The following is a 20,793-nucleotide window of genomic DNA, read 5'->3' on the forward strand; positions in this document are numbered from 1 at the left end:
CCTTTTTCGAGCAGTGGGCGAAATGATTCCCAAGGAATCGATTCGGAGAGTCGCTCAAGAACAGGCTTTTTAGTTTTGAGCTTGTCAACCCTCTGCTGCTCGTCCCAGAAGCCTCTTTGGCCCATACCAGGGATGCAATTAACTATTCAAAGTATAAGTTATTGTCGCCTTCAGGCAAGCCCTGATCGCATTTTTCGAGGTGCCCTGAAGAAGGTCCCAGCGCTCGCCGGTGCCGCCCCAGATCACTGGGCCGTAGTTGTCGTGGGGCTGGCGCCCGTCGCGGTTGGCGGCGGCCTCGGCGTGGGTCATCAGCCGCTGGATGGTGATGGCGCCTGCATCCCAGCCCCAGCTGCGGGCCACGGCGGCGGCCTCCTGGCAGAGGGCCTCCAGCTGCATGGGGGTGGGCGGAATGGTCCAGGGATCGGGGCGCCCGCCCATGCAGGCGCAGCTCAGGGCAATCGCATTGCTGTTGCGCCGCCAGGTGTGGGCCGGCAGGTCCACCGCGTAGCTGTGCAGCCGCTGCACCTGGCCATCGCCGCGGATGATCGAGTGGTAGAGCCCGCTGCGCACCCAGGTGTAGGCCGTCGCGGCCCAGTGCAGATAGATAGTGGCGGCCATCGCCGGTTGTTTGCTTGATTGGCGCCCCTTCGGCTAGCCAATGGATGGTCAAGACTAGGGATTGGCAAAGGGATTAGCAATTCGCCCTGACCAATTACGGCCATGGGCACAACGAAAGCAGCAGGCTGCCCCCCGGCTCAGCCCGCCGGCCTCACCTCAGCCAACACCACTCCCAACACCTCAGCCAGGGCCGCTCGCCAATGTTGGGGCTCGAGCCCGAGGGCGGCCCGGCTGGCGCTGCAGTCGAGCAAGGAGTAGCTGGGGCGCTGGGCGGGGGTGGGGTATTCGGCGCTGGTGAGGGGCCGCACGCTGGCGGCCCGCTCCAGCAGACCAGCCGCCACGCCCAGCTCGCCGATCGCCACCGCGAAGTCATACCAACTGGCCGCACCGGCATCGCTCCAGTGCAAAATCCGCGGTTGGTCGGCGGCGGCGGGGGCCCCCAGCCCGATCGCCCGCCAGCAGGCCGCGGCCAGGGTGTGGGTGCTGGTGGGGCAACCCACCTGGTCGGCCACCACGCCGATCTGGGGCCGTTCGCGATGGAGCCGCAGCATGGTGCGGCAAAAGTTCTGACCCACCGGGCCATACACCCAGCTGGTGCGCAGCACCAGGGCACCGGCCAACTGCAGTGCCGCCACCTCGCCGGCGGCCTTGCTGGCGCCGTACAACCCGAGCGGATCGAGGGGCTGGTCGGGCCGGTAGGGCGAACCCTGGGCGCCGTTGAAGACAAAATCCGTGCTCACCTGCAGCAACCGGCCCCCCGTGGACGCCAGCGCTTCAGCAAAGGCCGCCGGGGCTCCGCCATTGACGGCATGGGCCAGCTCCGGCTCGCTTTCGGCCCTATCCACCGCCGTATAGGCGCCGGCATTGAGCACCCAGGCCGGCCTGTGCTCAAACACCGCTGCGGCGCAGGCCTGCGGATCGGCCAGGTCCAACTCGGCCCGGCCGCAGGCAATCAGCCCTACCCCCTTGGGCCTGGAGTGGATCAGGGCCTGGCCCAGCTGGCCGGCGGCGCCGGTGAGCAATACCTTCACAGGTCGTACGGGTACACGAGAGGGGCTTGGGCTAGGCAGAGGGCTGGGAAGCCGCCGCCCTGGTGCCGATCCGCTGGCCCTGGTAGCCGGCCTGGGCCTGCACCCGCCCACACCAGGCCAGGTTGTCGAGATACCAGCGCACCGTTGCCCCAAGGCCCTCTTCGAAGCTGTGGCCAGGCCGCCAGCCCAGTTCGCTGGTGATCTTGGCCGCATCGATCGCGTAGCGCCGGTCGTGGCCGGGGCGATCGGTCACCGGCGTGATCAGGCGTCCATGGGGGGCGCCCTCGGGCCGCAGCTGATCCATCAAGCTGCAGATCGCCTCCACCACCTGCGTGTTGGTGCGTTCGCTCGGGCTGCCATGGTCGCCTGCCCCGCCCACGCAGTAGCTCTGGCCCAGGCGTCCCCGGGTCGCCGCCAGCAGCAGGGCCTCCACGTGGTCTTCCACGTAGAGCCAGTCGCGCACGTTGGCGCCATCGCCGTAAAGCGGAATCGGCTCGCCCGCCGCCGCCTTGAGGATCACCACCGGGATCAGCTTCTCGGGGAACTGCCAGGGGCCGTAGTTGTTGGAGCAGTTGGTGAGCACCACAGGCAGGCCATAGGTGTGGTGCCAGGCGCTCACCAGGTGGTCGCTCGCAGCCTTGCTCGCCGAATAGGGGCTGCGGGGGTCGTAGGGGGTGGTTTCTGAAAAGCGACCCTCGGGCCCCAGGGAGCCAAACACCTCATCGGTACTGATGTGGTGGAAGCGAAAAGCTGCCTGCCGCTCGCTGGCCAGGGCCTCCCAGTGGGACCTCACCGCCTGCAGCAGGTTGAAGCTGCCCGTCACATTGCTCTCAATGAAGGCGCCGGGCCCATCGATCGAGCGGTCCACATGGCTTTCCGCCGCCAGGTGCATCACCAGGTCTGGGTCAGCCACGCGCACGGCCTCGGCCGTGGCGGCCCCGTCGGCGAGATCAACCTTCAAGAACTGGTGGCGCGGGTTAGGGCCGATGCTGGTCAGGTCGCTGGCGTAGCCGACCTTGTCGAGGTTGAACACGGCCGCGGTCGTATCGCGCAGCAGGCGGCGCACCACCGCGCCGCCGATGAAGCCGGCGCCGCCGGTCACCAGCACCCGATCAATACCAGCAGGAAGCAGGTCAGTCATCTCAGATTCAGGCTCAGGCGGCATCCAGCCGGCGGTCGAAGATCAGGGTCTTGGCGACAGGGTTTGCTTTGGCCATGAAAGCCAGGGTGCGCTCCATCCCCTGCTGCTTGAGGAAATTTGCCTGCACCAGGGCCCTGAGGGTTTCGACGGTGTGGCTCTGCTGGCTGTTGGACACCTCATCGAGCACGGCAGCCACCACCACCGGCCAGTAGGTGCCGCGGGGAAGGCCGGCCGCTTCGCAGTAGTCAGCTGGGGCCACATCCACCTCAGGCGAGTGGCGAATGGCATAGAGGCCCTTGCGATGCAGGGCTTCGAGCTCCTCAATCCGGCGGTCGGCACCACTGGAAGTCGCAATCCAGCGATCGAGCAGCGCAATGAATTTAGATATCATCAGCCCCCTTGCCGGAACGGCGCGGCTCTTATCAGCAGAGTTATATCGATCCAGCCAGCCGACCGCAATAGAGCCAGCCGCCCCTGCCCAGGCCCGCGCCGGGGTCAACAGGCTTTCGCCAATTCAGCATTAATAAGTCGCAATGACTGTTAAGTCGGGATGACTGTTAGAGCGGGATGCCTGTCAAGTCGCAAGCTCAGTTGAACCGGTCGGCGGCGCCCAGCTCCGCCAGCAGCGGGGCCGCCCCATCCTTCTCGGAAAGCAGGGGGGCAGTCTCCAGCTGGGGCCAGCTAATCGCCAGGTCGGGATCGTCCCAGCGCAGGGCCCGCTCACAGCTGCGGCTCCAGAAGTCGGTGGTCTTGTAGAGCACTTCGGCGTGCTCGCTGAGGGTGAGGAAGCCGTGGGCGAAGCCCACCGGGATCCAGAGCTGCTGGTGATTGGCGGCGCTCAGCTCAGCCCCCAACCACTGGCCGAAGCTGGGCGAGCCACGGCGCAGATCCACTGCCACATCAAAGATCGACCCCAGCACGCAACGCACCAACTTGGCCTGGGGGTGGGGCGGCAGCTGCCAGTGCAGCCCGCGCAGCACGCCCCGGGCCGAGCGGGAGTGGTTGTCCTGCACGAAGGGCACGGGGCTCTGGCCATGGGCCGCCAGCAGCTCCTGCCAGCGCTCCCCATTCCAGCTCTCCAGGAAAAAGCCACGATCGTCGCCGAACACCTGGGGCGTCAGCAGCAGGGGACCCTCCACCACGGCCCCACCAGAACCCCGCAACGACTCAGCCCGCATCGCCACTCTCCAGCAACTGCAATAAATAATCGCCGTAGCCGCTCTTGCGCAACGCCAGGGCCAGGGCCTCGAGCTGGGCGCCGCTGATCCAGCCCATCCGCCAGGCCACCTCCTCCGGGCAGCCCACCTTCAGTCCCTGGCGGTGTTCCAGGGTGCGGATGTAGCTGCCGGCCTCATGCAGGGAATCGCAGGTGCCCGTATCGAGCCAGGCCATGCCTCGGCCCATCAGTTCCACCTGCAGCAGCCCCTCCCCCAGATACTGGCGGTTGAGGTCGGTGATCTCCAGCTCGCCGCGGGCCGAGGGCAGCACCCGCCGCGCCCGCTCCACCACGGTGTCGTCGTAGAAATAGAGGCCTGTCACCGCAAAGCGGGAGCGGGGTTTGGCGGGCTTCTCCTCAATGCTCAGCACCCGCCCATCGGCGGCAAACTCCACCACGCCGTAGCGCTCGGGATCGCGCACCGGGTAGGCAAACACCGTGGCCCCCGCCCTGCCGCCATTGGTGGCCTGCAGCTGGGGGCTGAGGTCGTGACCATGGAACAGGTTGTCGCCCAGCACCAGGGCCGCCGGCGCACCGGCGAGGAAATCGGCGCCGATCAAAAAGGCCTGGGCCAGCCCATCAGGGTTGGCCTGCACGGCGTACTCAATGGCCATGCCCCAGGCGGAGCCATCGCCGAGCAGCCGCTCAAAGGCGGCCCGGTCGTGGGGGGTGGTGATGATCAGCACCTCCCGGATCCCCGCCAGCATCAGGGTGCTGAGCGGGTAGTAGACCATCGGCTTGTCGAAGACCGGCAGCAACTGCTTGCTCACCGCCTGGGTGATCGGGTGCAACCGGGTGCCACTGCCCCCGGCCAGGATGATGCCCTTGCGCTGCTGCACCGATCGCCCTTTGTCTACGGGTAATGCTGCCATGGACGCACCGCGCCTCCTGATCCATGCCCCAGGGGCACCCGGCCTGCGCTGGCTGGGGCTGGGCCCGGGCCTGTGGCCGAGCCGCGGGCTGTGGAAGCTGCAACGGCTCCTCAACCAGCACGCCTTCTGGGCCCGGGGGCGCAGCCTCGGCCAGCTGCGCCAGATGCTGGCCGGCAGTGCGGCGGTGGTGAGTATCTGGCGCGGCAAGCGGTTGGTGGGATTCGGGCGGGCCAGCAGCGATGGCGTCTTTCGCGCCGTGCTCTGGGATGTGGTGATCCCGCCAGACCTCCAGGGCCAGGGGCTGGGCCGCCAGTTGGTGGAGGCCCTGCTGGCGGCCCCAGCCCTGCGCGGCGTGACCCGCACTTACCTGATGACCACCAACAGCGCCAGCTTCTACCGGCAGCTGGGCTTCAGCGACGCCGCCCCCCAGGAGCTGCTGGTGAAACAGAGCTCCTCCACCGGGTAAGACATCAGGCCAGCAGCTGCTGCCAAGTCAGGTTCGAGGGTCACCGGCAGCAAGCCCAGCCGATAGGCCAAATGAAGCTGGAGCAACAGGGGCAGCGCCGCCAGGCCAGGTCGATAGCGCTGCCAGTGACGCACCATCGCGAAGTCGTCAGGCTCGAAACACACCACCGGGCAACGCTCGGCGAGAAAGGCATCCAGACGCTCACGTTGCGGCAAGCCAGTGAGCTCCCCCTCAAACTCCAGCACACTCCAGCCACTCACCATCAGCAGGCCACCGCCCACCTGCTCCAACCAATCCAGTGCGGCAGCCCCGTCAGGCCCCGGCACCAGCAGTGCCCGCAACAAGGAGACATCGAGCAGCCGGCCATGGCTGCCCATCCGCCGCCAGGGATCAAACGGCTCCATGGCTTGCCTCGTGGTGCAGGCGACGTAAGCGCTCAAGCCACTGCTGGGCCGTGGGATCGGCCGAGGGCTCAAAAACCAGCCGCGCCACCGGCTTGCCATGGCGGCTAATCACCACCGGCTCACCGGCCCGCACGCGATCAACCAATCCGGAGAGCTGTTGGCGAGCCTGTGCCAGTGGAACGGTGGTCATGGCGGCGGGATCGGTAGGGGGTTGACCCAGGGCTCTCGAGGAGGTTGTACATCTGTACAACCTCCCTAAGTACCTCGGCAGACACCCCCAAGGGTTCCCACAAGCAGCCCGCACGGGAACAAGCCCCTCAGAAGCAGCTCATGAATCTGCTCATGAGGCAGGTCATGATGCTGCTCGTGAGGCAGCTCGTGAGGCAGCTCAGTCCGGCAGTGCCGCCATCAAGCTGCCCATCTCGAGGGCCTGGAGGGCGTAATTCCAGCCCAGGTTGCTCTTGATGCCGGCCCGCTCCAGGGCCTGTTGCAGGGTGTCGGTGGTGAGCACGCCAAAGATCACCGGCACGCCGGTGGCACGGCTCACGGCAGCCACGCCCTTGCTCACCTCGGCCACCACCACATCGAAGTGGGGCGTGTCGCCGCGAATTACCGCCCCCAGGGTGATCACCACCTGATAGCGCCCGCTGGCTGCCAGTCGCTGGGCCACCAGGGGAATCTCATAGCTACCGGGCACCCAGGCCACATCCAGCTGGGCGCTGCCGGAGCCGTCGCCGGAGCCAATATCGATGCCGTGGCGGCCCAGGCAGTCGAGGCAGCCGCTGAGCAGCTTGCCGGTCACCAGGTCGTTGAAGCGGGCGACCACCACGGCGATGCGCAGACCACCCGTGTCCGTAAACCGGCCCTCAAAAATCGCCAATCGTCAGACCACGAAAAGACTCATACCCCAGTTGACCAGCACCAGCGCCACCCAGGCAATGCCCCCGAGCAGAATCAGGCGGTTGGAGCGGCCCGAATCCTCACTGCTGGCGTAGAGCACCGGCACCGCCACGATCAGGGCAAACGACAGCACCACCAGGGCCAGAACGGTGAGGGTGTTGAGGATCTGCATAGATCAGCAGCGGCGCTTTGCCGGTCAGTTGGGGGATTCTCACACGCAGGACCAGGCTTCCAGCACCGTTGCTTCACAACTCGATGCCAGCCCCAAGAAGATCGACCAGAGCTACGTTCTACGCAAGCGTGATCGATGGGCCATTGCTGAAACGCTCTGGCCACCGCCTTAGCCCACCAGGCCACCTTGCTCACCCAGGACGCCGACTTCGAGGGAATTCCCGAGGTCGAGTTTATTCCCAAAAAAAACTGACCCAAAAAAGCTGAACATTCCCGCAGAGCTGATCGGGCCAGCGCACCTACCATCAGCTCCCCCCGAGCAACCCCATCGCCGTGGCCGCGGAAGCCGACCAGCAGCTTTCGCTTGCAGCCGCCCTGGGCCTGCCCGAGGAGAGCCCGCCGGCTACTGAGGAGCTGGCGCCGCCTGCCAACGCGGGCCGGCCCCGCACCCGCCAGGCCAGCCCCAGGCCGGCGCAGGAAGCCCCGCCGGCCGCCAGCGCCGACTCCCCCACCGAGCCCGACTCCGACCTGCCCCCCTGGCACCACCACGGCCTGGTGGAGCCGGAGCAGCTGCCGCCGATGCTGCGCCACTACGTGGAGCTCAAGCGCGCCCATCCCGACCGAGTGCTGCTCTATCGCCTGGGCGACTTCTTCGAGTGCTTCTTCGAAGATGCCATCACCCTCTCGCGCCTGCTGGAGCTGACCCTCACCGGCAAGGAGGCCGGCAAGGCGCTCGGCCGGGTGCCGATGGCGGGCATCCCCCACCATGCCGCCGAGCGCTACTGCGGTGAACTTGTGCGCCGCGGCCTGAGTGTGGCCCTCTGCGACCAGCTGGAAACCGCCGCCAGCAAGGGGCCAGCCAAAGGGGAACTGCTCAAACGGGGCATCACCCGCGTGCTCACCCCGGGCACGGTGCTGGAGGAGGGCCTGCTGGCCGCCCGCCGCAACAACTGGCTCTGCGCCGTGGTGCTGGAGGGCGCGGGCTCCAGCGATCGGGATCGTTCTGGCCGCCGCTGGGGCCTGGCGGTGGCCGATGTGAGCACCGGCGAATTCCGGGTCACCGAGCGCGAAGGCAGCGATGCCCTGCACCAGGAACTGCTGCAGGTGGAGGCCGCCGAGGTGCTCTGGCCCAGCCCCGCAGACCCCAGCTCCAGCCCCGCCTGGTGCCCCGAGGCCCTGCGGCTGACGCCCCTGCCCCGCACCCCCTTTGAGGCGCCGGAAGCGTCCGCCACCCTCAAGCAGCGCTTCGGCCTGGCCAGCCTCGCTGGCCTGGGGCTGGGGGAAGCACCGCTGGCACTACGGGCAGCGGGCGGCCTGGTGACCTACCTGGACACCACCTTCCAGACGGCCCAGGTGCCCCTGGATCCCCCCACCACCTGGCATGCCGGCGACCAGTTGGTGCTCGATGCCGCCACCCGCCGCAACCTGGAGCTCACCAAAACCCAGCTGGGCGCCAGCATCCACGGCTCCCTGCTCTGGGCGCTGGATCGCACCCACACCGCCATGGGCGGCCGCTGCCTGCGCCGCTGGCTGCTGGCGCCGCTGGTGGAGCGCCCCGCGATCCTGGAGCGCCAAGGGGGCGTCAGCGAGCTGGTGGCCCAGCGCTCCCTGCGGCTGGCGATTCGCCGGCTGCTGCGGCCCATGGGCGACCTGGAGCGGCTGGCCGGCCGCGCCGGGGCGGGCAGCGCCGGCGCCCGGGATCTGGTGGCCCTAGCTGATGGTCTCGAGCGCCTGCCCCAGCTGGCCGCCCAGCTCGCCAAAGCCAGCAGCGCCCCCCTACAGGCCCTGGCCCGCCCCTGGCCCGAGCTCGAGGCCCTGGCCGCTGACCTGCGCCACACCCTGCTCGATGCCCCACCCCTTTCCCTCAGTGAGGGCGGCCTGATCCACGACGGCGTCGACCCGGCCCTCGATGGGCTGCGCAACCAGCTCGACGACCAGGACGCCTGGCTGTCCGGCCAGGAGGCCGAGGAGCGGCGGCTCAGCGGCATCATCAGCCTCAAACTCCAATACCACCGCACCTTCGGCTACTTCCTGGCCGTCACCAAGGCCAAGGCGGCGGCGGTGCCGGAGCACTGGATCCGCCGCCAGACCCTGGCCAACGAGGAGCGCTTCGTCACCCCGGCCCTGCGCAACCGCGAGGGCGCCATCCAGCAGCTCAAGGCCCGCGCCGCCCAGCGGGAATACGAGCTGTTCTGCAGCCTGCGCGGCCGCGTCGGCGAGCAGGCCGCCGCCATCCGCAACGCCGCCCGCCTGGTGGCCGAGCTCGACACCCTCGCCGCCCTGGCCGAGGTGGCCGCCACCGGCGGCTACTGCTGCCCGGAAATCACCGACCCGAGCGGCCCCGAGGCCCGCCTGCTGCAAATCGAAGCCGGCCGCCACCCGGTGGTGGAGCAGCTGCTGGTGGAGGAGCCCTTCACCGCCAACAGCCTGGTGCTAGGTGCCATCCCCGAGGCCATCCCCGAGGCAGCCCTCACTCCCGACCTGATCATCCTCACCGGCCCCAACGCCAGCGGCAAGAGCTGCTACCTGCGCCAGAGCGGCCTGCTGCAGCTGATGGCCCAGATGGGCAGCTGGATTCCAGCGGCTTCGGCGCGCCTGGGCATCGCCGATCGCATCTTCACCCGCGTCGGCGCCGGCGACGACCTGGCGAGCGGCCAATCCACCTTCATGGTGGAGATGGCCGAAACCGCCAACATCCTTCACCACGCCAGCGCCCGCTCCCTGGTGCTGCTCGATGAGATCGGCCGCGGCACCGCCACCTTCGACGGCCTCTCGATCGCCTGGGCCGTGGCCGAACACCTGGCCACCCCAGCCGAGCGCGGCGGCATCGGCGCCCGCTCGATCTTCGCCACCCACTACCACGAGCTCAACGCCCTGGCCGACCAGCTCCCGAATGTGGCCAACGCCCAGGTGCTGGTGCAGGAAACCGGCGACGCCCTGGTGTTCCTGCACCGGGTGGCCCCCGGCGGCGCCAGCCGCAGCTACGGCATCGAGGCCGCCCGCCTGGCCGGGGTGCCGGCAGCGGTGGTGCTGCGGGCCCGCCAGGTGCTGGGCCGCATCGAGGCCAACAGCGTCATCCAGGTGGATCAGGAGATCAAAGGGGGCGGCGCACTCGCCGCCTGAAGCCAGGCAGAGCGCAGCAGGGCGTTGCAGGCCGCAGCCACCAGGCCGGCTCCGCCCTTGGAGCCCTCGAGCCGGATATGCACCAGGCCACTCTCAGCCAGGTGGCGCTTGCTCTGGGCCACCCCCACAAACCCCACCGGCATGCCGATCACCAGGGCCGGCGCCGGCACGGTTTTTGCCGCCACCAGCTCCAGCAGCACCTCCAGGGCCGTGGGGGCACTGCCGATCAACACCAGGCCTGGCTGGGCCTGCCCGGCCAACGCCGCCGCCATCCCTACGGCCGTGCGCGTCGAGCCCGCCGGCGCCCGCTCGGGTGCCCACTCGAGCACGCTGCGCACCTGATTGGCGAAGGTGCGCCGCGCCATCGGCGCCACCGCCGCCGCGGCCATGGCCGTGTCGGTGAGGATCGGCGCCCCGGCAGCCAGGGCCGCCAGAGCCGCCTCACAGGCCCCCGGCCCAAACCGCAAGTGTCCGGCCAGCTCAGGATCGCCACTGCTGTGGATCAGCCGCAGCAACACGTCCTGCTGCAGGGTGCTGAGCGCCGCCAGCGCCGCCGCCGTTCCCGGCAAGTCTCGGATCAGGCGCAGGCTCTCAGAAAAAATCGGATGATCAAACTCGGCGCCGGCGTCGGCCATACAACGTCGTCAGTCACCAGAAGAGCCTGCTCTACCGCACAGGCAGGGACAAACCCGGGCGTCAAATCTGTCGACCCATGTCATTCAATTCATCTGTCGGCGATCCTGTACAACCTGTACAACCTGTACAGGTTGTACAGGATTCCGGAGACGCTTGAACACACCCCAGCCCAGCTCTGCCAACACCCAGGACGCCAGCACCCTGGAAACCAGCCTTGGCGTTGAGGCAGCCCGCAAGCGCCTGCCGGAGCTGTTGGAGCGGGCCGCGGCCGGCGAGCGCATCGTGATTCAGCGGCACCGCACCCCCATGGCCGCCCTGGTGCCACTGGCCGGACAGGCGCCCACCGATCCGAGCCTGCGGCAGCTGGGACCCCAACCAACGCCATCCGGCCCGACCGGCGCCAGCAGCACCGGCCTTCGTGCAGCCCGTTCAGAACCTGGAGCCCCAGGGTGCGCTGGCAAGCACCTCCAGCCCCTGATGCAGGGCATCGCCGCGGGCTACTGGATCGGGGTGGTGAGCTCCGTGAGCCTGATCCGGGTGCTCGAGGGACCCCTGGCCTGCGGCGATGAAGCCCTGGCCCAGCGCTACGCCAGGGCGTTCGAAAATCCGATCCACTGGCAGCTGGTTCCCGTTGATGCGGCCATTGCGGCAGCGGCCGTGCGCCTGCGCCGCCAGGAACCACAACTGGATGACAGCGCCGCCATCGAGCTGGCCACCGCCATCCAGGCCGATGCAGCAGTGCTGGTCACCGACCATCCCGCCCTGGCCCAAACTGGCCTGCACCCCGTGCTCAGCGCCATGCGCCTCTGAGCGCCGCCGACAGCAAGCCCCCAGCCCCCACCCGATGCCCATCCACCTCTTCTGGGGCGAAGACGAGGCGGCCCGCAACCGCGCCGTGGAGGCCCTGGTGCAGGAGCAGCTCGATCCCACCTGGGCCAGCCTCAACCTCAGCCGCCTCGATGGCAACGACGGCGGCCAGGCGGCCCAGGCCCTTGAGGAGGCCCGCACGCCCCCGTTCGGCGCCGGCAGCCGGGTGGTGCTGCTGCAGCGCAGCCCCTTCTGCAGCCAGTGCCCGGCCGAGCTGGCCGAGGGCTTCGAGGCCGCCCTGGCCCAGGTGGCCGATGGCTGCCATCTGGTGCTGGTCAGCCCCGGCAAACCCGACGCCCGCCTGCGCACCACCAAGGCCCTGCAGAAGCTGGTGAAGGCAGGCCTGGCCCGGGAGCAGAGCTTTGCCCTGCCGGCCATCTGGGACGGCGCTGGCCAGGTGGACCTGGTGAGCCGCACCGCCCGGGAGCTGGGGCTCAGCCTTGAGCCGGCCGCCGCCGAAGCCCTGGCCGACGCCATCGGCAGCGACAGCTCCCGCCTGGCCAGCGAGCTCGAGAAGCTGAGCCTGTTTGTCGGCTCCGGCGCCACGATCGGCCTCGCTGCCGTGCATGCCCTGGTGGGGGGCCAGGCCACCAGCTCCCTGGCGGCGGGCGATGCCCTGCTGGCGGGACGCCCCGCCGATGCCATTGCCCTGCTGGATGCCCTGCTGGCCGCCAACGAACCGGCCCTGCGGATCGTGGCCGCCCTGAGCAGCCAGATCCGTGGCTGGCTTTGGGTCAGCCTGCTGGAGCGCGCCGGCGAGCAGGACGTGGCCGTGATCGCCAAGGCGGCCGGCATTGGCAACCCCAAACGCATCTATGTGATGCGCAAACAGATCCGCGGCCGCCAGAGCGCCGTTTTCCTGCGCCTGCTCGGCCAGCTGCTCGAGGTGGAAGCCGCCCTCAAACGGGGCACCCCCGCTGGCGACGCCTTCCGCGACGGCTTCCTGCTGGCGGGCTGAACTGAACAGTGGTCTCCAAAACAAGGCTCCTGGAGTTTGTACAGCTGTACAAACTCCCTAACAGGGCCCAACCAGAGGCCAAGCCAAGCCCACCTCCAGGGCGAGAGCATGACGGTCATAGACCAAGGCGGATAATCAATCCTTCCTTTACCTACGCCTGCCGCCGCGCCCCGCCATGGCCCTGTTGGTTCAGAAGTTTGGCGGCACCTCGGTGGCCGATGTGGAGCGGATTCAGGCGGTGGCCCGCCGCATCGCCGGCTGCCGGGAGGAGGGCCACGAGCTGGTGATCGTGGTGTCGGCCATGGGCCACACCACCGACCAACTCACCAGCCTGGCCGCGGCCATCAGCAGGAATCCGCCCCAACGGGAGATGGACATGCTGCTGGCCACCGGTGAACAGGTGTCGATCGCCCTGCTGTCGATGGCCCTCCATACACAGGGCGTGCCGGCGGTCTCGATGACCGGCACCCAGGCCGGCATCGTCACCGAATCGGCCCACGGCCGCGCCCGCATCCTGGAAATCCGCACCGACCGGTTGCTGCGCCTACTCGCTGATGGCCAGGTGGTGGTGGTGGCGGGCTTCCAAGGCACCAGCAGCGGCGCCGGCGGCACCCCCGAAATCACCACTCTGGGCAGGGGGGGATCGGACACCTCGGCGGTGGCCCTGGCGGCGGCGCTGGGGGCTGACGCCTGCGAGATCTACACCGATGTGCCCGGGGTGCTCACCACCGACCCCCGCCAGGTGGCCGATGCCCAGCTGATGGCCAGCGTCAGCTGTGATGAGATGCTCGAGCTGGCCAGCCTCGGGGCCTCCGTGCTCCACCCGCGGGCCGTGGAAATCGCCCGCAACTATGGGGTGCCCCTGGTGGTGCGCTCCAGCTGGAGCGAGGCCCCCGGCACCCGCCTCACCAGTGGCGCCGGCCGGCCCATCGGCCACGAGGGACTGGAACTCAGCAAGCCGGTCGACAGCGCCGAGCTGGAAGCAAACCAGGCCGTGCTGGCCCTCTCCCATGTGCCAGACCAACCCGGGGTTGCGGCCCAGCTATTTGAGGCCCTGGGCAATGCCGGCCTCAACATCGACCTGATCGTGCAGGCCACCCATGAAGGCGCCTCCAACGACATCGCCTTCACCCTGGCCGCGGCCGAATCCGACCGGGCCCAGCTGGTGTGCCGGGAAGTGCTGGCAGCCCTGGGCGCCGGCGGCGCCCAGCTCAAGGCCGAGGCGGGCCTGGCCAAGCTGAGCATCTCCGGCGCCGGAATCATGGGCCGGCCTGGCGTGGCCGCCAAGCTGTTCGACACCCTGGCCCGCTACGGCATCAACCTGCGGCTGATCGCCACCAGCGAGGTGAAGGTGAGTTGCCTTGTCGACGGGCAGCAGGGGGAGAAGGCCCTACGGGCAGCCAGCGAGGCCTTCGAATTGCCCGAGCAGCAGCTGCGTACCAACCCAGGCCCCTGCCAGCTCGGCGATCCGGCCGTGCGCGGCGTCGCCCTCGACCGCGGCCAGGCCCAGGTGACGGTGCAGCGCCTGCCCGATCGACCCGGCACCGCCGCGGCCGTCTGCCGCACCCTGGCCGATGCCGGCATCAGCCTCGATGCGATCGTGCAGTCGGAGCGCACCCATCCAGGCCCGAGTCGCGACATGAGCTTTGTGCTTAAGCGCGACGACCTGGCCAGGGCCGAGCAAGCCATGGCGCCCCTGCTGCGCCAGTGGCCCGGGGCGCGCTTCGAGCAGGGCCCGGCCATCGCCCGAATCAGCGCCGTCGGTGCCGGCATGCCCTGCACTCCGGGCACCGCCGCCCGCATGTTCCGCAGCCTGGCCGAAGCGGGCATCAACATCGAGTTGATCGCCACCAGCGAGATCCGCACCAGCTGCGTGGTGGCCGAAGCCGATGGGGTGCGCGCCCTGCGGGCGGTGCACGCCACCTTCAACCTGGGGGGTGCCGTGCTGCACCGGGCTCAGGGCACTGAGGCTCAGGTTACTGAGACTCAGGGAATGGAGGCCCCCAGCTGATGGGCTGGGCCCGCCCTCGCCTGCCCCTGGCCGTTGCCGCCAGCCTCGATGGGGCGGGATTGGTGCTGCTGGCCGTAGCCATCAACGCCCTGCGCCAGAGCAACCTGGCCAACCAACAGCTGCTGCTGCTGGCCCTGGTGCTGATCTATCTCAGCCTGGGCTGGCTGTTCGGCTCCTACACGCTGCTGAAACAGCCGCGGCTGCGCAGGAGCCGCATGCTTCTGCGGCTCGCCACCACCGCAGGGGCCTCTCTGGTGGCAAGCGCCCTGCTGGGCTGGCTGTTGCGGGCCTCTCCAGCAATCACCCTGCTGCACCGGGGCAGCCTGATTCCCCTGTTCAGCCTGCTGGTGCCCTGGAGCGCCCTTGTGCGCCTCGGCCTGCGCCAGGGTCGCCTGCTCAACACCCAGCCGGCCTGGCAGATCGTGGCGATGGAACAGGAGGCCGAGGCCGTTGGCCAGGAATGGCGGCGCAGCCCAAGTGCCCTACCGATGCCCCTGGTGCTTGAGTTCAGCCCAACGCTCTGGTCCAGCGATCCGCCCAGCTCAGCCATCGCCCTAAGCAGTGGCGTCGTCGCTGAGGCGAATGTGCTGCAGTTTTGCGAAAATGTGGTGGGCCAGGGCCATCCCGTGATCTCCCTAACTGCCCTGGCGGAACAGTATCTCCAGCGGATTCCGCCCCGCTGGGTGGGCGATCAATGGCTGCTGTTCTCAAGCCGAATCGATGGGGAGCAGAGCAATTTCGAGCAGCAACTCAAACGCTTCGCCGATGTGCTGCTCAGCCTGGTGCTGCTGCTCCTGGCCAGCCCGGTGTTAGCCCTGGCGGCAGGGCTGATCTGGTTGGAGGATGGCGCTGCGGTGATCTACCGCCAGCAACGCACCGGCCTGCTGGGCCAAACCTTCGCCGTGCTCAAACTGCGCTCGATGGTACCCGAGGCGGAAGGCGAAGACGCCCTCTGGGCCAAGGAAGGGGATGATCGCGTCACCCGAATAGGTCGCTGGCTGCGCAGAACCCGCCTCGACGAACTGCCCCAGCTTATCAATGTGCTCCGGGGTGAAATGAGCCTGATCGGCCCGCGGCCGGAACGACCCGAACTCGAGGTGAAGCTTGAGGCGGAGATTCCCAATTACCGGCTGCGCCACTGGGTGCGCCCAGGCCTGAGCGGCTGGGCCCAGGTGAATATGCCCTACACATCCAGCGTGGAAGATTCGGAGCTCAAACTCAGCTACGACCTCTTTTATCTCCGCAACGCCAGCCTCTGGCTGGATCTGCTGATCATGGCCAAAACAATCAAAGTTGTCCTCAAAGCCGCCGGGCGCTAAGCCTGCTTGCAGGGGCTAAGCCCTACCCACCAGCTTCTGGCGCAGGTTTTTGATCTTGTCGCGCAGGTTGGCCGCCTCCTCGAACTCCAGATTCTTGGCGGCCCCCTTCATCTTCTCCTCCAGCTGCTGGATCAGCTCCGGCAGGGCATCGAGCGGCACCTCGTTGTGTTCGGCCTGCTCGGTGGCCTGCTCCAGCTGGTCGTCGTTGAGCCGGCGCGACAGCTCCAAAGAGGCCAGGATCGAATTGCCGGCCCGCTTGCCGGCGGGGGTGGGGGTGATGCCGTGCCGTTGGTTGTAGGCGTGCTGACTTGCCCGGCGGCGCTCCGTTTCCGAGATCGCCCTGGCCATCGAATCGGTGAGGTTGTTGGCGTAGAGCAGAGCTACGCCCTCGATGTGGCGGGCAGCTCGGCCGATGGTCTGGATCAAGGAGCGCTCGGCCCGCAGGAAGCCCTCCTTGTCGGCATCGAGGATCGCCACCAGGGACACCTCGGGCAGGTCGAGGCCCTCCCGCAGCAGGTTCACCCCCACCAGCACGTCATATTCGCCATTGCGCAGGTCTTGGATGATCTCGATCCGCTCGAGCGAATGGATCTCCGAGTGCAGGTAGCGCACCCGCACCCCGTTTTCGGCGAGATAGTCGGTGAGATCTTCCGCCATCCGCTTGGTGAGGGTGGTCACCAGCACCCGCTCCTGCTTCTCGGCCCGGGTGCGGATCTCGCCCAGCAGGTCATCCACCTGACCCTCGGTGGGGCGCACTTCCACGATCGGATCGAGCACGCCGGTGGGCCGGATCACCTGCTGCACCACCTGGCCGTGGCTCTGCTCCATCTCCCAGTTGCCCGGGGTGGCGCTCACGAAGATCGTCTGCTGGGCCTTCTCCCAGAACTCCGAGCCCTTCAGCGGCCGGTTATCGGCAGCTGAAGGCAGGCGAAAGCCGTGCTCGATCAGCACCTGTTTGCGCGACTGGTCGCCGTTGTACATGGCCTGCAGCTGGGAGCAGGTGACGTGGCTCTCATCAACCACCAGCAGCCAGTCCTTGGGGAAGTAGTCGATCAGGCACTCCGGCGGCGTGCCCGCTTCGCGGCAGGCCAGATGGCGGGCGTAGTTCTCCACCCCATTGCAGTAACCCACCTGCTCGAGCATCTCCAGGTCGTAGGTGGTGCGCTGCTCCAGGCGCTGGGCCTCCAGCAGCCGCCCCTGGCCGTTGAGCAGCTCCAAGCGTTCGCGCAACTCGGTGCGAATCGCCTGGATCGCCTCCCCCAGCCGCTCCTTGGGGGTCACGAAGTGCTTGGCCGGATAGATACTTATGTTTTCCAAGCTCTGCAGGATTTCGCCGGTGGTGGGATCCACGTAGCGGATCGCCTCCACCTCATCGCCGAACAGCTCAATCCGCACCAGCCGGTCTTCATAGGCAGGGCCGATTTCCAGCACATCGCCCCGCACCCGGAAACGCCCGCGCGAGATTTCCAGGTCGTTGCGGGAGTACTGGTTATTCACCAGCTCCCGCAAAGAGCCGCGCAGGTTGAGGGTCTCACCCACCTGAAATTTCACCGCCGCCTTGAGGTATTCACTGGGAATACCCAGGCCGTAGATGCAGCTGATCGAGGCCACCACGATCACATCGCGGCGCTCAAACAACGAGCGGGTTGCCGAGTGGCGCAGCATGTCGATCTCTTCGTTGATCGATGCTGTTTTGGCAATGTAGGTGTCGGAGACGGGCACGTAGGCCTCCGGCTGGTAGTAGTCGTAATAGCTGATGAAATATTCAACGGCGTTGTGCGGGAAAAACTCCCGCAGCTCATTGCAGAGCTGGGCCGCCAGGGTTTTGTTGTGGGCCAGCACCAGGGCCGGCCGGCCGGTCTGGGCGATCACGTTGGCGATCGTGAAGGTCTTGCCGGTGCCGGTCGCCCCCAGCAGGGTCTGGTAACGCTCGCCCGCCTCCACCCCGCTCACCAGCCCGGCAATGGCCGTGGGCTGGTCGCCCTTGGGCAGGTAAGGGGCGTGGAGCTGGAATGGAACCATTAGCCCATTCTCGGGCCAGAGCCCATCAGTTGTGACTCAGGCTGCAGTTACGGCCATCAGCAGGCCAGCGGCCCTGGTGAAGTCCACGTCCAGGCCGAAGGCCCGCAGGATCACAGCCGACAGCACCGCGTACACCACCCCGCCCAGGATCGCGCTGACCAGGCCGTTCCTGAGCCGAAAGCCCTGGATCAACCAGGCCGCCAGGCCAAACAGGATGACGGTGATGGCCCAGTTGAACAGCAGGCTCACCGGACTGATCAAGCCGCCCAGGCTGGTAACCGCCCAGATCGGACCCAGCACCAGCTTCAGGGGCAGGATCAACAGGGTGCCGAGCAAACCGATCACCACGGCCGAGAGCAGGGCAACCGGAAAGCTGCTCACCTCCACGCCGAGGGGCAACCAGGCCACGATCAAGAGCACCACGGCCCGGATTGGCCACTGCAGAAGCCAGATCAGAGAACCCATGACAGGGGGGTAGGTGTTTAGGACTTCAGATTAGGCATGGGGCCAGGGCGCTCCCCAGGGCATCGCGCAAGCCGCGCACCGCCGCCACCATGGCCAGGGGATCGGAGAGACGGTTGACGGCCGATCCCACCCCCACGCCGCTGGCACCAGCGGCAATCGCCAGGGGCACGGTGACGGCCGACAGACCGGATGCGCAGAGCACGGGAGTCTGGAATGGGCTGGTCTGGGAAGGGCTGGCAGCCAGGGCGCGGCTGATGGCGTGGGCCGCGGCGAGGGTGGGGGCGGCCTTCTCGATCAGACCCAGGCTGCCGGCACTGAAGGGCCTGGCGCTGGTGCCCCCCTCGGTCTGGATGATGTCGGCGCCGGCGGCCACCAACTCAACCGCCAACTGCTCCTGCTGGTCGAGGGGCAGCACGTGGGGCACGGTGACACTCAGCACCACCCCAGCCAGCAGGGCGCGGCTGCGGCGGGTGAGCTCGAGCACCTCGGCAGCGTCGAAAATGCGGCCCTGGGGATAGAAGGCGTCGTAGTTGCCGATCTCGACCATGGCGGCCCCGGCGGCCACGGCAGCGGGAAACAGCTCGGGATCCACAGCGCTGACGCAGATCGGCAGCCCACTGGCCCCGGCCGCCAGCTTCACCAGGGCCGGATCACAGGCCACATCCACCAGATCGGCCCCCCCCTGGCCAGCGGCGCGACTGATCCGCTCCACCGCGGCCGAATCGAAGTTGGTGAGTCCGGCGATCACCTTCAGCAAGCGTCGCTCCGCCAGGGCGGCCTGCAGGGCAACGGGCAGCTGTTCGAAGCGCGACATCGCAGGCATGGGCCCTTGGCTTTGAAATGGTGGGGTGATTCTCCCATCCGGAGCCCCTACGACGCTGCATCCCGCCCACCCCAACCAGCGCTGGAGCCCCGACCACCTGCGGCTGCACCGGCACCTGCTGCGCCACCCCGGCCTGCTGCCGGCGGGGGCGCCCCTGCTGCTGGCGGTGTCCGGCGGCCAGGACTCGATGGCCCTGCTGGCCCTGCTGCTCGACCTGCGCCGGCTGCACCACTGGTCGCTGCTGCTCTGGCACGGCGACCACGGCTGGCGGGCCGAATCGGCCCGCCAGGCCGAGGAACTTGCAGCCTGGTGCCTGCAGCAGGGCCTGAGCCTGGTGGTTGACCGCTGCGGCGAAGGGGGGCCGCCCAGCGAAGGGGGGCCGCCCAGCGAAGCCATGGCCCGCCACTGGCGCTATGGCCAGCTGGAGGCCCGGGCCCGGGCCCTCGGGGCCAGTCACGTAGTGACCGGCCACACCGCCAGCGACCGGGCCGAAACCTTGCTGCTGCACCTAGCCCGCGGCAGCCACCGGCGCGGCCTGGCCAGCCTGCGCAGCCAACGGCCCCTGGCCAAGGGCCCCGACGAATCCCGCAACTCCAGCAGCATCGAGCTGAGCAGGCCGCTGCTGACCTTTTCCCGCAGCGACACCGCCCGCCTCTGCCGCCAACTGGAGCTGCCGGTGTGGCACGACCCGGCCAACCACGACCTCCGCTACAGCCGCAATCGAATCCGGGCCGAGGTGCTGCCGGTGCTCGAAGCTCTCCACCCCGGCGCTGCCCAGCGGATCGGCGCCCAGGCCGAACGACTGGTCAGCGAACTGGAATGCCGCACCGAAATGGTGGATCTGGCCCTGCAAAACCTCAACAGCGCCAGGGGGCCTGGAGCCGCGGCCGCCCTCGAGCGCTTAGGGCTGGTGGCGCTGGCGCCGGCCAACCAGGGGGAACTGCTGCACCGCTGGTTGGAGTGCCAGATCCAGCAGGTGCTGGCAGCCCGGCCCCTCGAGCAGCTGCTGTCGCGGCTGCAGGCCGGCCAGCCCCCGGGCCGGGCCGATCTGGGCGCCGGTTGGCAGCTGCACTGGGATCAGCGCACACTGTGGCTCCAGCCCGACCCTCCCCAGTGACCGCCTCGCCGGAATCCCTGCAACAGCGCTACGAGGCCATTGAAGGCTTCTACAACGAGCGCCAATGGGACGACGTGGCCAGCCTCAGCGAGGCCCTGCTGGTGGAACTGCCCGACGACCCCAGCCATCCCCTGCGCCAGCGCCTGCAGCTGTTGCTGGGTCACACCTATTGCTACGGCTACCAGGATGCCCAGACGGCCACTGGTTTTTACAGCCGGGTGCTGGCTGCCAGCGAGGAGACGATGCTGCGGGAAATCGCCGAACAGGGCCTGAAGCAATGCATCAACCTGGCCGACATCGCCGTTGCGCCAGCCGAGGTCATACCTGACCAATCCCCGGCGGCAACGGCTGCTACAACTGCTACGGCTGTCTCCGCTGGCACGGCTGCCACCCCCTGGATGGAGCAACTGGGCGAGGTGGGGCTAACTGAGCTGGGGCGATCAGAGGTGGGGCTAACAGAAGTGGAGGTTATTGAGGAACCCGAACTGATCGAGCTGGCCCAAGCCAATCCCAGAACTGCCGAGCCGGTAGACCTCGCCATCTTGCCCCTGGCTGCCAAACCCAGCCCCGAGGAGATCGCCGAGCTCTCCAAGGGGCTGTTGCGGGTCGTTATCCGCTGAGTCCGCTCCGCTG

General features: G+C 68.2%; 21 protein-coding genes and 1 pseudogene. 8 read left to right on the forward strand and 14 right to left on the reverse strand.

The genetic code is table 11. From position 1 onward, the window contains the following. Nucleotides 1–204 precede the first annotated feature (204 nt). From KBZ07_RS00005 to rfbA, 6 genes and pseudogenes are all read right to left on the reverse strand, one after another. Nucleotides 205–618 (reverse strand): annotated as a pseudogene (locus tag KBZ07_RS00005) (N-acetylmuramoyl-L-alanine amidase); the annotation flags it as partial. A 137-nt stretch (nucleotides 619–755) separates the two neighbouring features. Continuing rightward, nucleotides 756–1,649: a dTDP-4-dehydrorhamnose reductase gene (gene rfbD / locus KBZ07_RS00010; protein ID WP_254929697.1), complete on the reverse strand. Its 894-nt coding sequence runs from the start codon at nucleotides 1,647–1,649 to the stop codon at nucleotides 756–758. A gap of 31 nt (nucleotides 1,650–1,680) precedes the next feature. Beyond that, nucleotides 1,681–2,790 carry a dTDP-glucose 4,6-dehydratase gene (rfbB, locus tag KBZ07_RS00015; protein ID WP_254929698.1) on the reverse strand — a complete coding sequence of 370 codons (1,110 nt, stop codon included), beginning with the start codon at nucleotides 2,788–2,790 and terminating at the stop codon, nucleotides 1,681–1,683. Between the two features lie 13 nt (nucleotides 2,791–2,803). Beyond that, nucleotides 2,804–3,181, reverse strand: coding sequence for a hypothetical protein (locus KBZ07_RS00020; protein WP_254929699.1), 378 nt, complete (start codon nucleotides 3,179–3,181; stop codon nucleotides 2,804–2,806). A gap of 196 nt (nucleotides 3,182–3,377) precedes the next feature. Next, a complete protein-coding gene (gene rfbC, locus KBZ07_RS00025) occupies nucleotides 3,378–3,968 on the reverse strand; it encodes a dTDP-4-dehydrorhamnose 3,5-epimerase (protein ID WP_254929700.1) in 591 nt (196 codons plus the stop codon). After that, nucleotides 3,958–4,878, reverse strand: coding sequence for a glucose-1-phosphate thymidylyltransferase RfbA (gene rfbA, locus KBZ07_RS00030; RefSeq protein ID WP_254929701.1), 921 nt, complete (start codon nucleotides 4,876–4,878; stop codon nucleotides 3,958–3,960). Before rfbA ends, rfbC begins: the two co-directional genes overlap by 11 nt. On the opposite strand from rfbA, the gene KBZ07_RS00035 reads away from it, so the two are divergent. After that, nucleotides 4,877–5,344 carry a GNAT family N-acetyltransferase gene (locus KBZ07_RS00035; protein WP_254929702.1) on the forward strand — a complete coding sequence of 156 codons (468 nt, stop codon included), beginning with the start codon at nucleotides 4,877–4,879 and terminating at the stop codon, nucleotides 5,342–5,344. The genes rfbA and KBZ07_RS00035 overlap by 2 nt on opposite strands. Here the strand turns inward: KBZ07_RS00035 and KBZ07_RS00040 are convergent. From KBZ07_RS00040 to psbZ, 4 genes are all read right to left on the reverse strand, one after another. Next, complete coding sequence (locus tag KBZ07_RS00040; RefSeq protein ID WP_254929703.1) at nucleotides 5,272–5,748, reverse strand: hypothetical protein; 477 nt, start codon at nucleotides 5,746–5,748, stop codon at nucleotides 5,272–5,274. The two genes, KBZ07_RS00035 and KBZ07_RS00040, sit on opposite strands and share 73 nt — an antisense overlap. Beyond that, complete coding sequence (locus KBZ07_RS00045) at nucleotides 5,735–5,938, reverse strand: type II toxin-antitoxin system Phd/YefM family antitoxin (protein WP_197152885.1); 204 nt, start codon at nucleotides 5,936–5,938, stop codon at nucleotides 5,735–5,737. Before KBZ07_RS00045 ends, KBZ07_RS00040 begins: the two co-directional genes overlap by 14 nt. A 198-nt stretch (nucleotides 5,939–6,136) precedes the next feature. Continuing rightward, complete coding sequence (ribH, locus tag KBZ07_RS00050; RefSeq protein ID WP_254929704.1) at nucleotides 6,137–6,628, reverse strand: 6,7-dimethyl-8-ribityllumazine synthase; 492 nt, start codon at nucleotides 6,626–6,628, stop codon at nucleotides 6,137–6,139. Nucleotides 6,629–6,631: 3 nt separating this feature from the next. Further along, a complete protein-coding gene (gene psbZ, locus KBZ07_RS00055) occupies nucleotides 6,632–6,820 on the reverse strand; it encodes a photosystem II reaction center protein PsbZ (RefSeq protein WP_197152881.1) in 189 nt (62 codons plus the stop codon). 332 nt (nucleotides 6,821–7,152) lie between these two features. On the opposite strand from psbZ, the gene mutS reads away from it, so the two are divergent. Continuing rightward, nucleotides 7,153–9,942 carry a DNA mismatch repair protein MutS gene (gene mutS, locus KBZ07_RS00060; protein ID WP_254929705.1) on the forward strand — a complete coding sequence of 930 codons (2,790 nt, stop codon included), beginning with the start codon at nucleotides 7,153–7,155 and terminating at the stop codon, nucleotides 9,940–9,942. Here the strand turns inward: mutS and KBZ07_RS00065 are convergent. After that, nucleotides 9,906–10,577, reverse strand: a complete 672-nt coding sequence (locus KBZ07_RS00065) for a precorrin-8X methylmutase (RefSeq protein ID WP_254929706.1) — start codon at nucleotides 10,575–10,577, stop codon at nucleotides 9,906–9,908. The two genes, mutS and KBZ07_RS00065, sit on opposite strands and share 37 nt — an antisense overlap. Before the next feature lie 154 nt (nucleotides 10,578–10,731). Between KBZ07_RS00065 and KBZ07_RS00070 the strand changes: the two genes are divergently transcribed. The 4 genes from KBZ07_RS00070 (at nucleotide 10,732) to KBZ07_RS00085 (ending at nucleotide 15,733) form a co-directional block, all read left to right on the forward strand. Then, nucleotides 10,732–11,388, forward strand: coding sequence for a hypothetical protein (locus KBZ07_RS00070; protein WP_254929707.1), 657 nt, complete (start codon nucleotides 10,732–10,734; stop codon nucleotides 11,386–11,388). A 34-nt stretch (nucleotides 11,389–11,422) separates the two neighbouring features. Beyond that, entirely contained in the window at nucleotides 11,423–12,403 is a 981-nt protein-coding gene (holA, locus tag KBZ07_RS00075) for a DNA polymerase III subunit delta (RefSeq protein WP_254929708.1), read from the forward strand. 175 nt (nucleotides 12,404–12,578) lie between these two features. Next, nucleotides 12,579–14,414 (forward strand): aspartate kinase, encoded by a 1,836-nt coding sequence (locus KBZ07_RS00080; protein WP_254929709.1) that lies wholly within the window; start codon nucleotides 12,579–12,581, stop codon nucleotides 14,412–14,414. Further along, entirely contained in the window at nucleotides 14,414–15,733 is a 1,320-nt protein-coding gene (locus KBZ07_RS00085) for a sugar transferase (protein WP_254929710.1), read from the forward strand. The genes KBZ07_RS00080 and KBZ07_RS00085 overlap by 1 nt, the downstream gene beginning before the upstream one ends. A gap of 15 nt (nucleotides 15,734–15,748) precedes the next feature. On the opposite strand, the gene uvrB is transcribed toward KBZ07_RS00085, so the two are convergent. Genes uvrB through KBZ07_RS00100 form a run of 3 tightly spaced genes read right to left on the reverse strand, consistent with a single transcriptional unit; the run spans nucleotide 15,749 to nucleotide 19,034 of the window. Further along, nucleotides 15,749–17,755, reverse strand: a complete 2,007-nt coding sequence (gene uvrB / locus KBZ07_RS00090; protein WP_254929711.1) for an excinuclease ABC subunit UvrB — start codon at nucleotides 17,753–17,755, stop codon at nucleotides 15,749–15,751. Nucleotides 17,756–17,791: 36 nt separating this feature from the next. Beyond that, nucleotides 17,792–18,220, reverse strand: a complete 429-nt coding sequence (locus tag KBZ07_RS00095) for a phage holin family protein (RefSeq protein WP_254929712.1) — start codon at nucleotides 18,218–18,220, stop codon at nucleotides 17,792–17,794. Between the two features lie 25 nt (nucleotides 18,221–18,245). Next, nucleotides 18,246–19,034 (reverse strand): DUF561 domain-containing protein, encoded by a 789-nt coding sequence (locus KBZ07_RS00100; protein WP_254929713.1) that lies wholly within the window; start codon nucleotides 19,032–19,034, stop codon nucleotides 18,246–18,248. A gap of 34 nt (nucleotides 19,035–19,068) precedes the next feature. Here KBZ07_RS00100 and tilS point away from each other — a divergent pair, with 34 nt between their 5' ends. After that, a complete protein-coding gene (tilS, locus tag KBZ07_RS00105; protein ID WP_254929714.1) occupies nucleotides 19,069–20,160 on the forward strand; it encodes a tRNA lysidine(34) synthetase TilS in 1,092 nt (363 codons plus the stop codon). Then, nucleotides 20,157–20,780 carry a hypothetical protein gene (locus KBZ07_RS00110; RefSeq protein ID WP_254929715.1) on the forward strand — a complete coding sequence of 208 codons (624 nt, stop codon included), beginning with the start codon at nucleotides 20,157–20,159 and terminating at the stop codon, nucleotides 20,778–20,780. The genes tilS and KBZ07_RS00110 overlap by 4 nt, the downstream gene beginning before the upstream one ends. Nucleotides 20,781–20,793: the final 13 nt, after the last annotated feature.

The organism is Cyanobium sp. BA20m-14 (genome assembly GCF_024346295.1).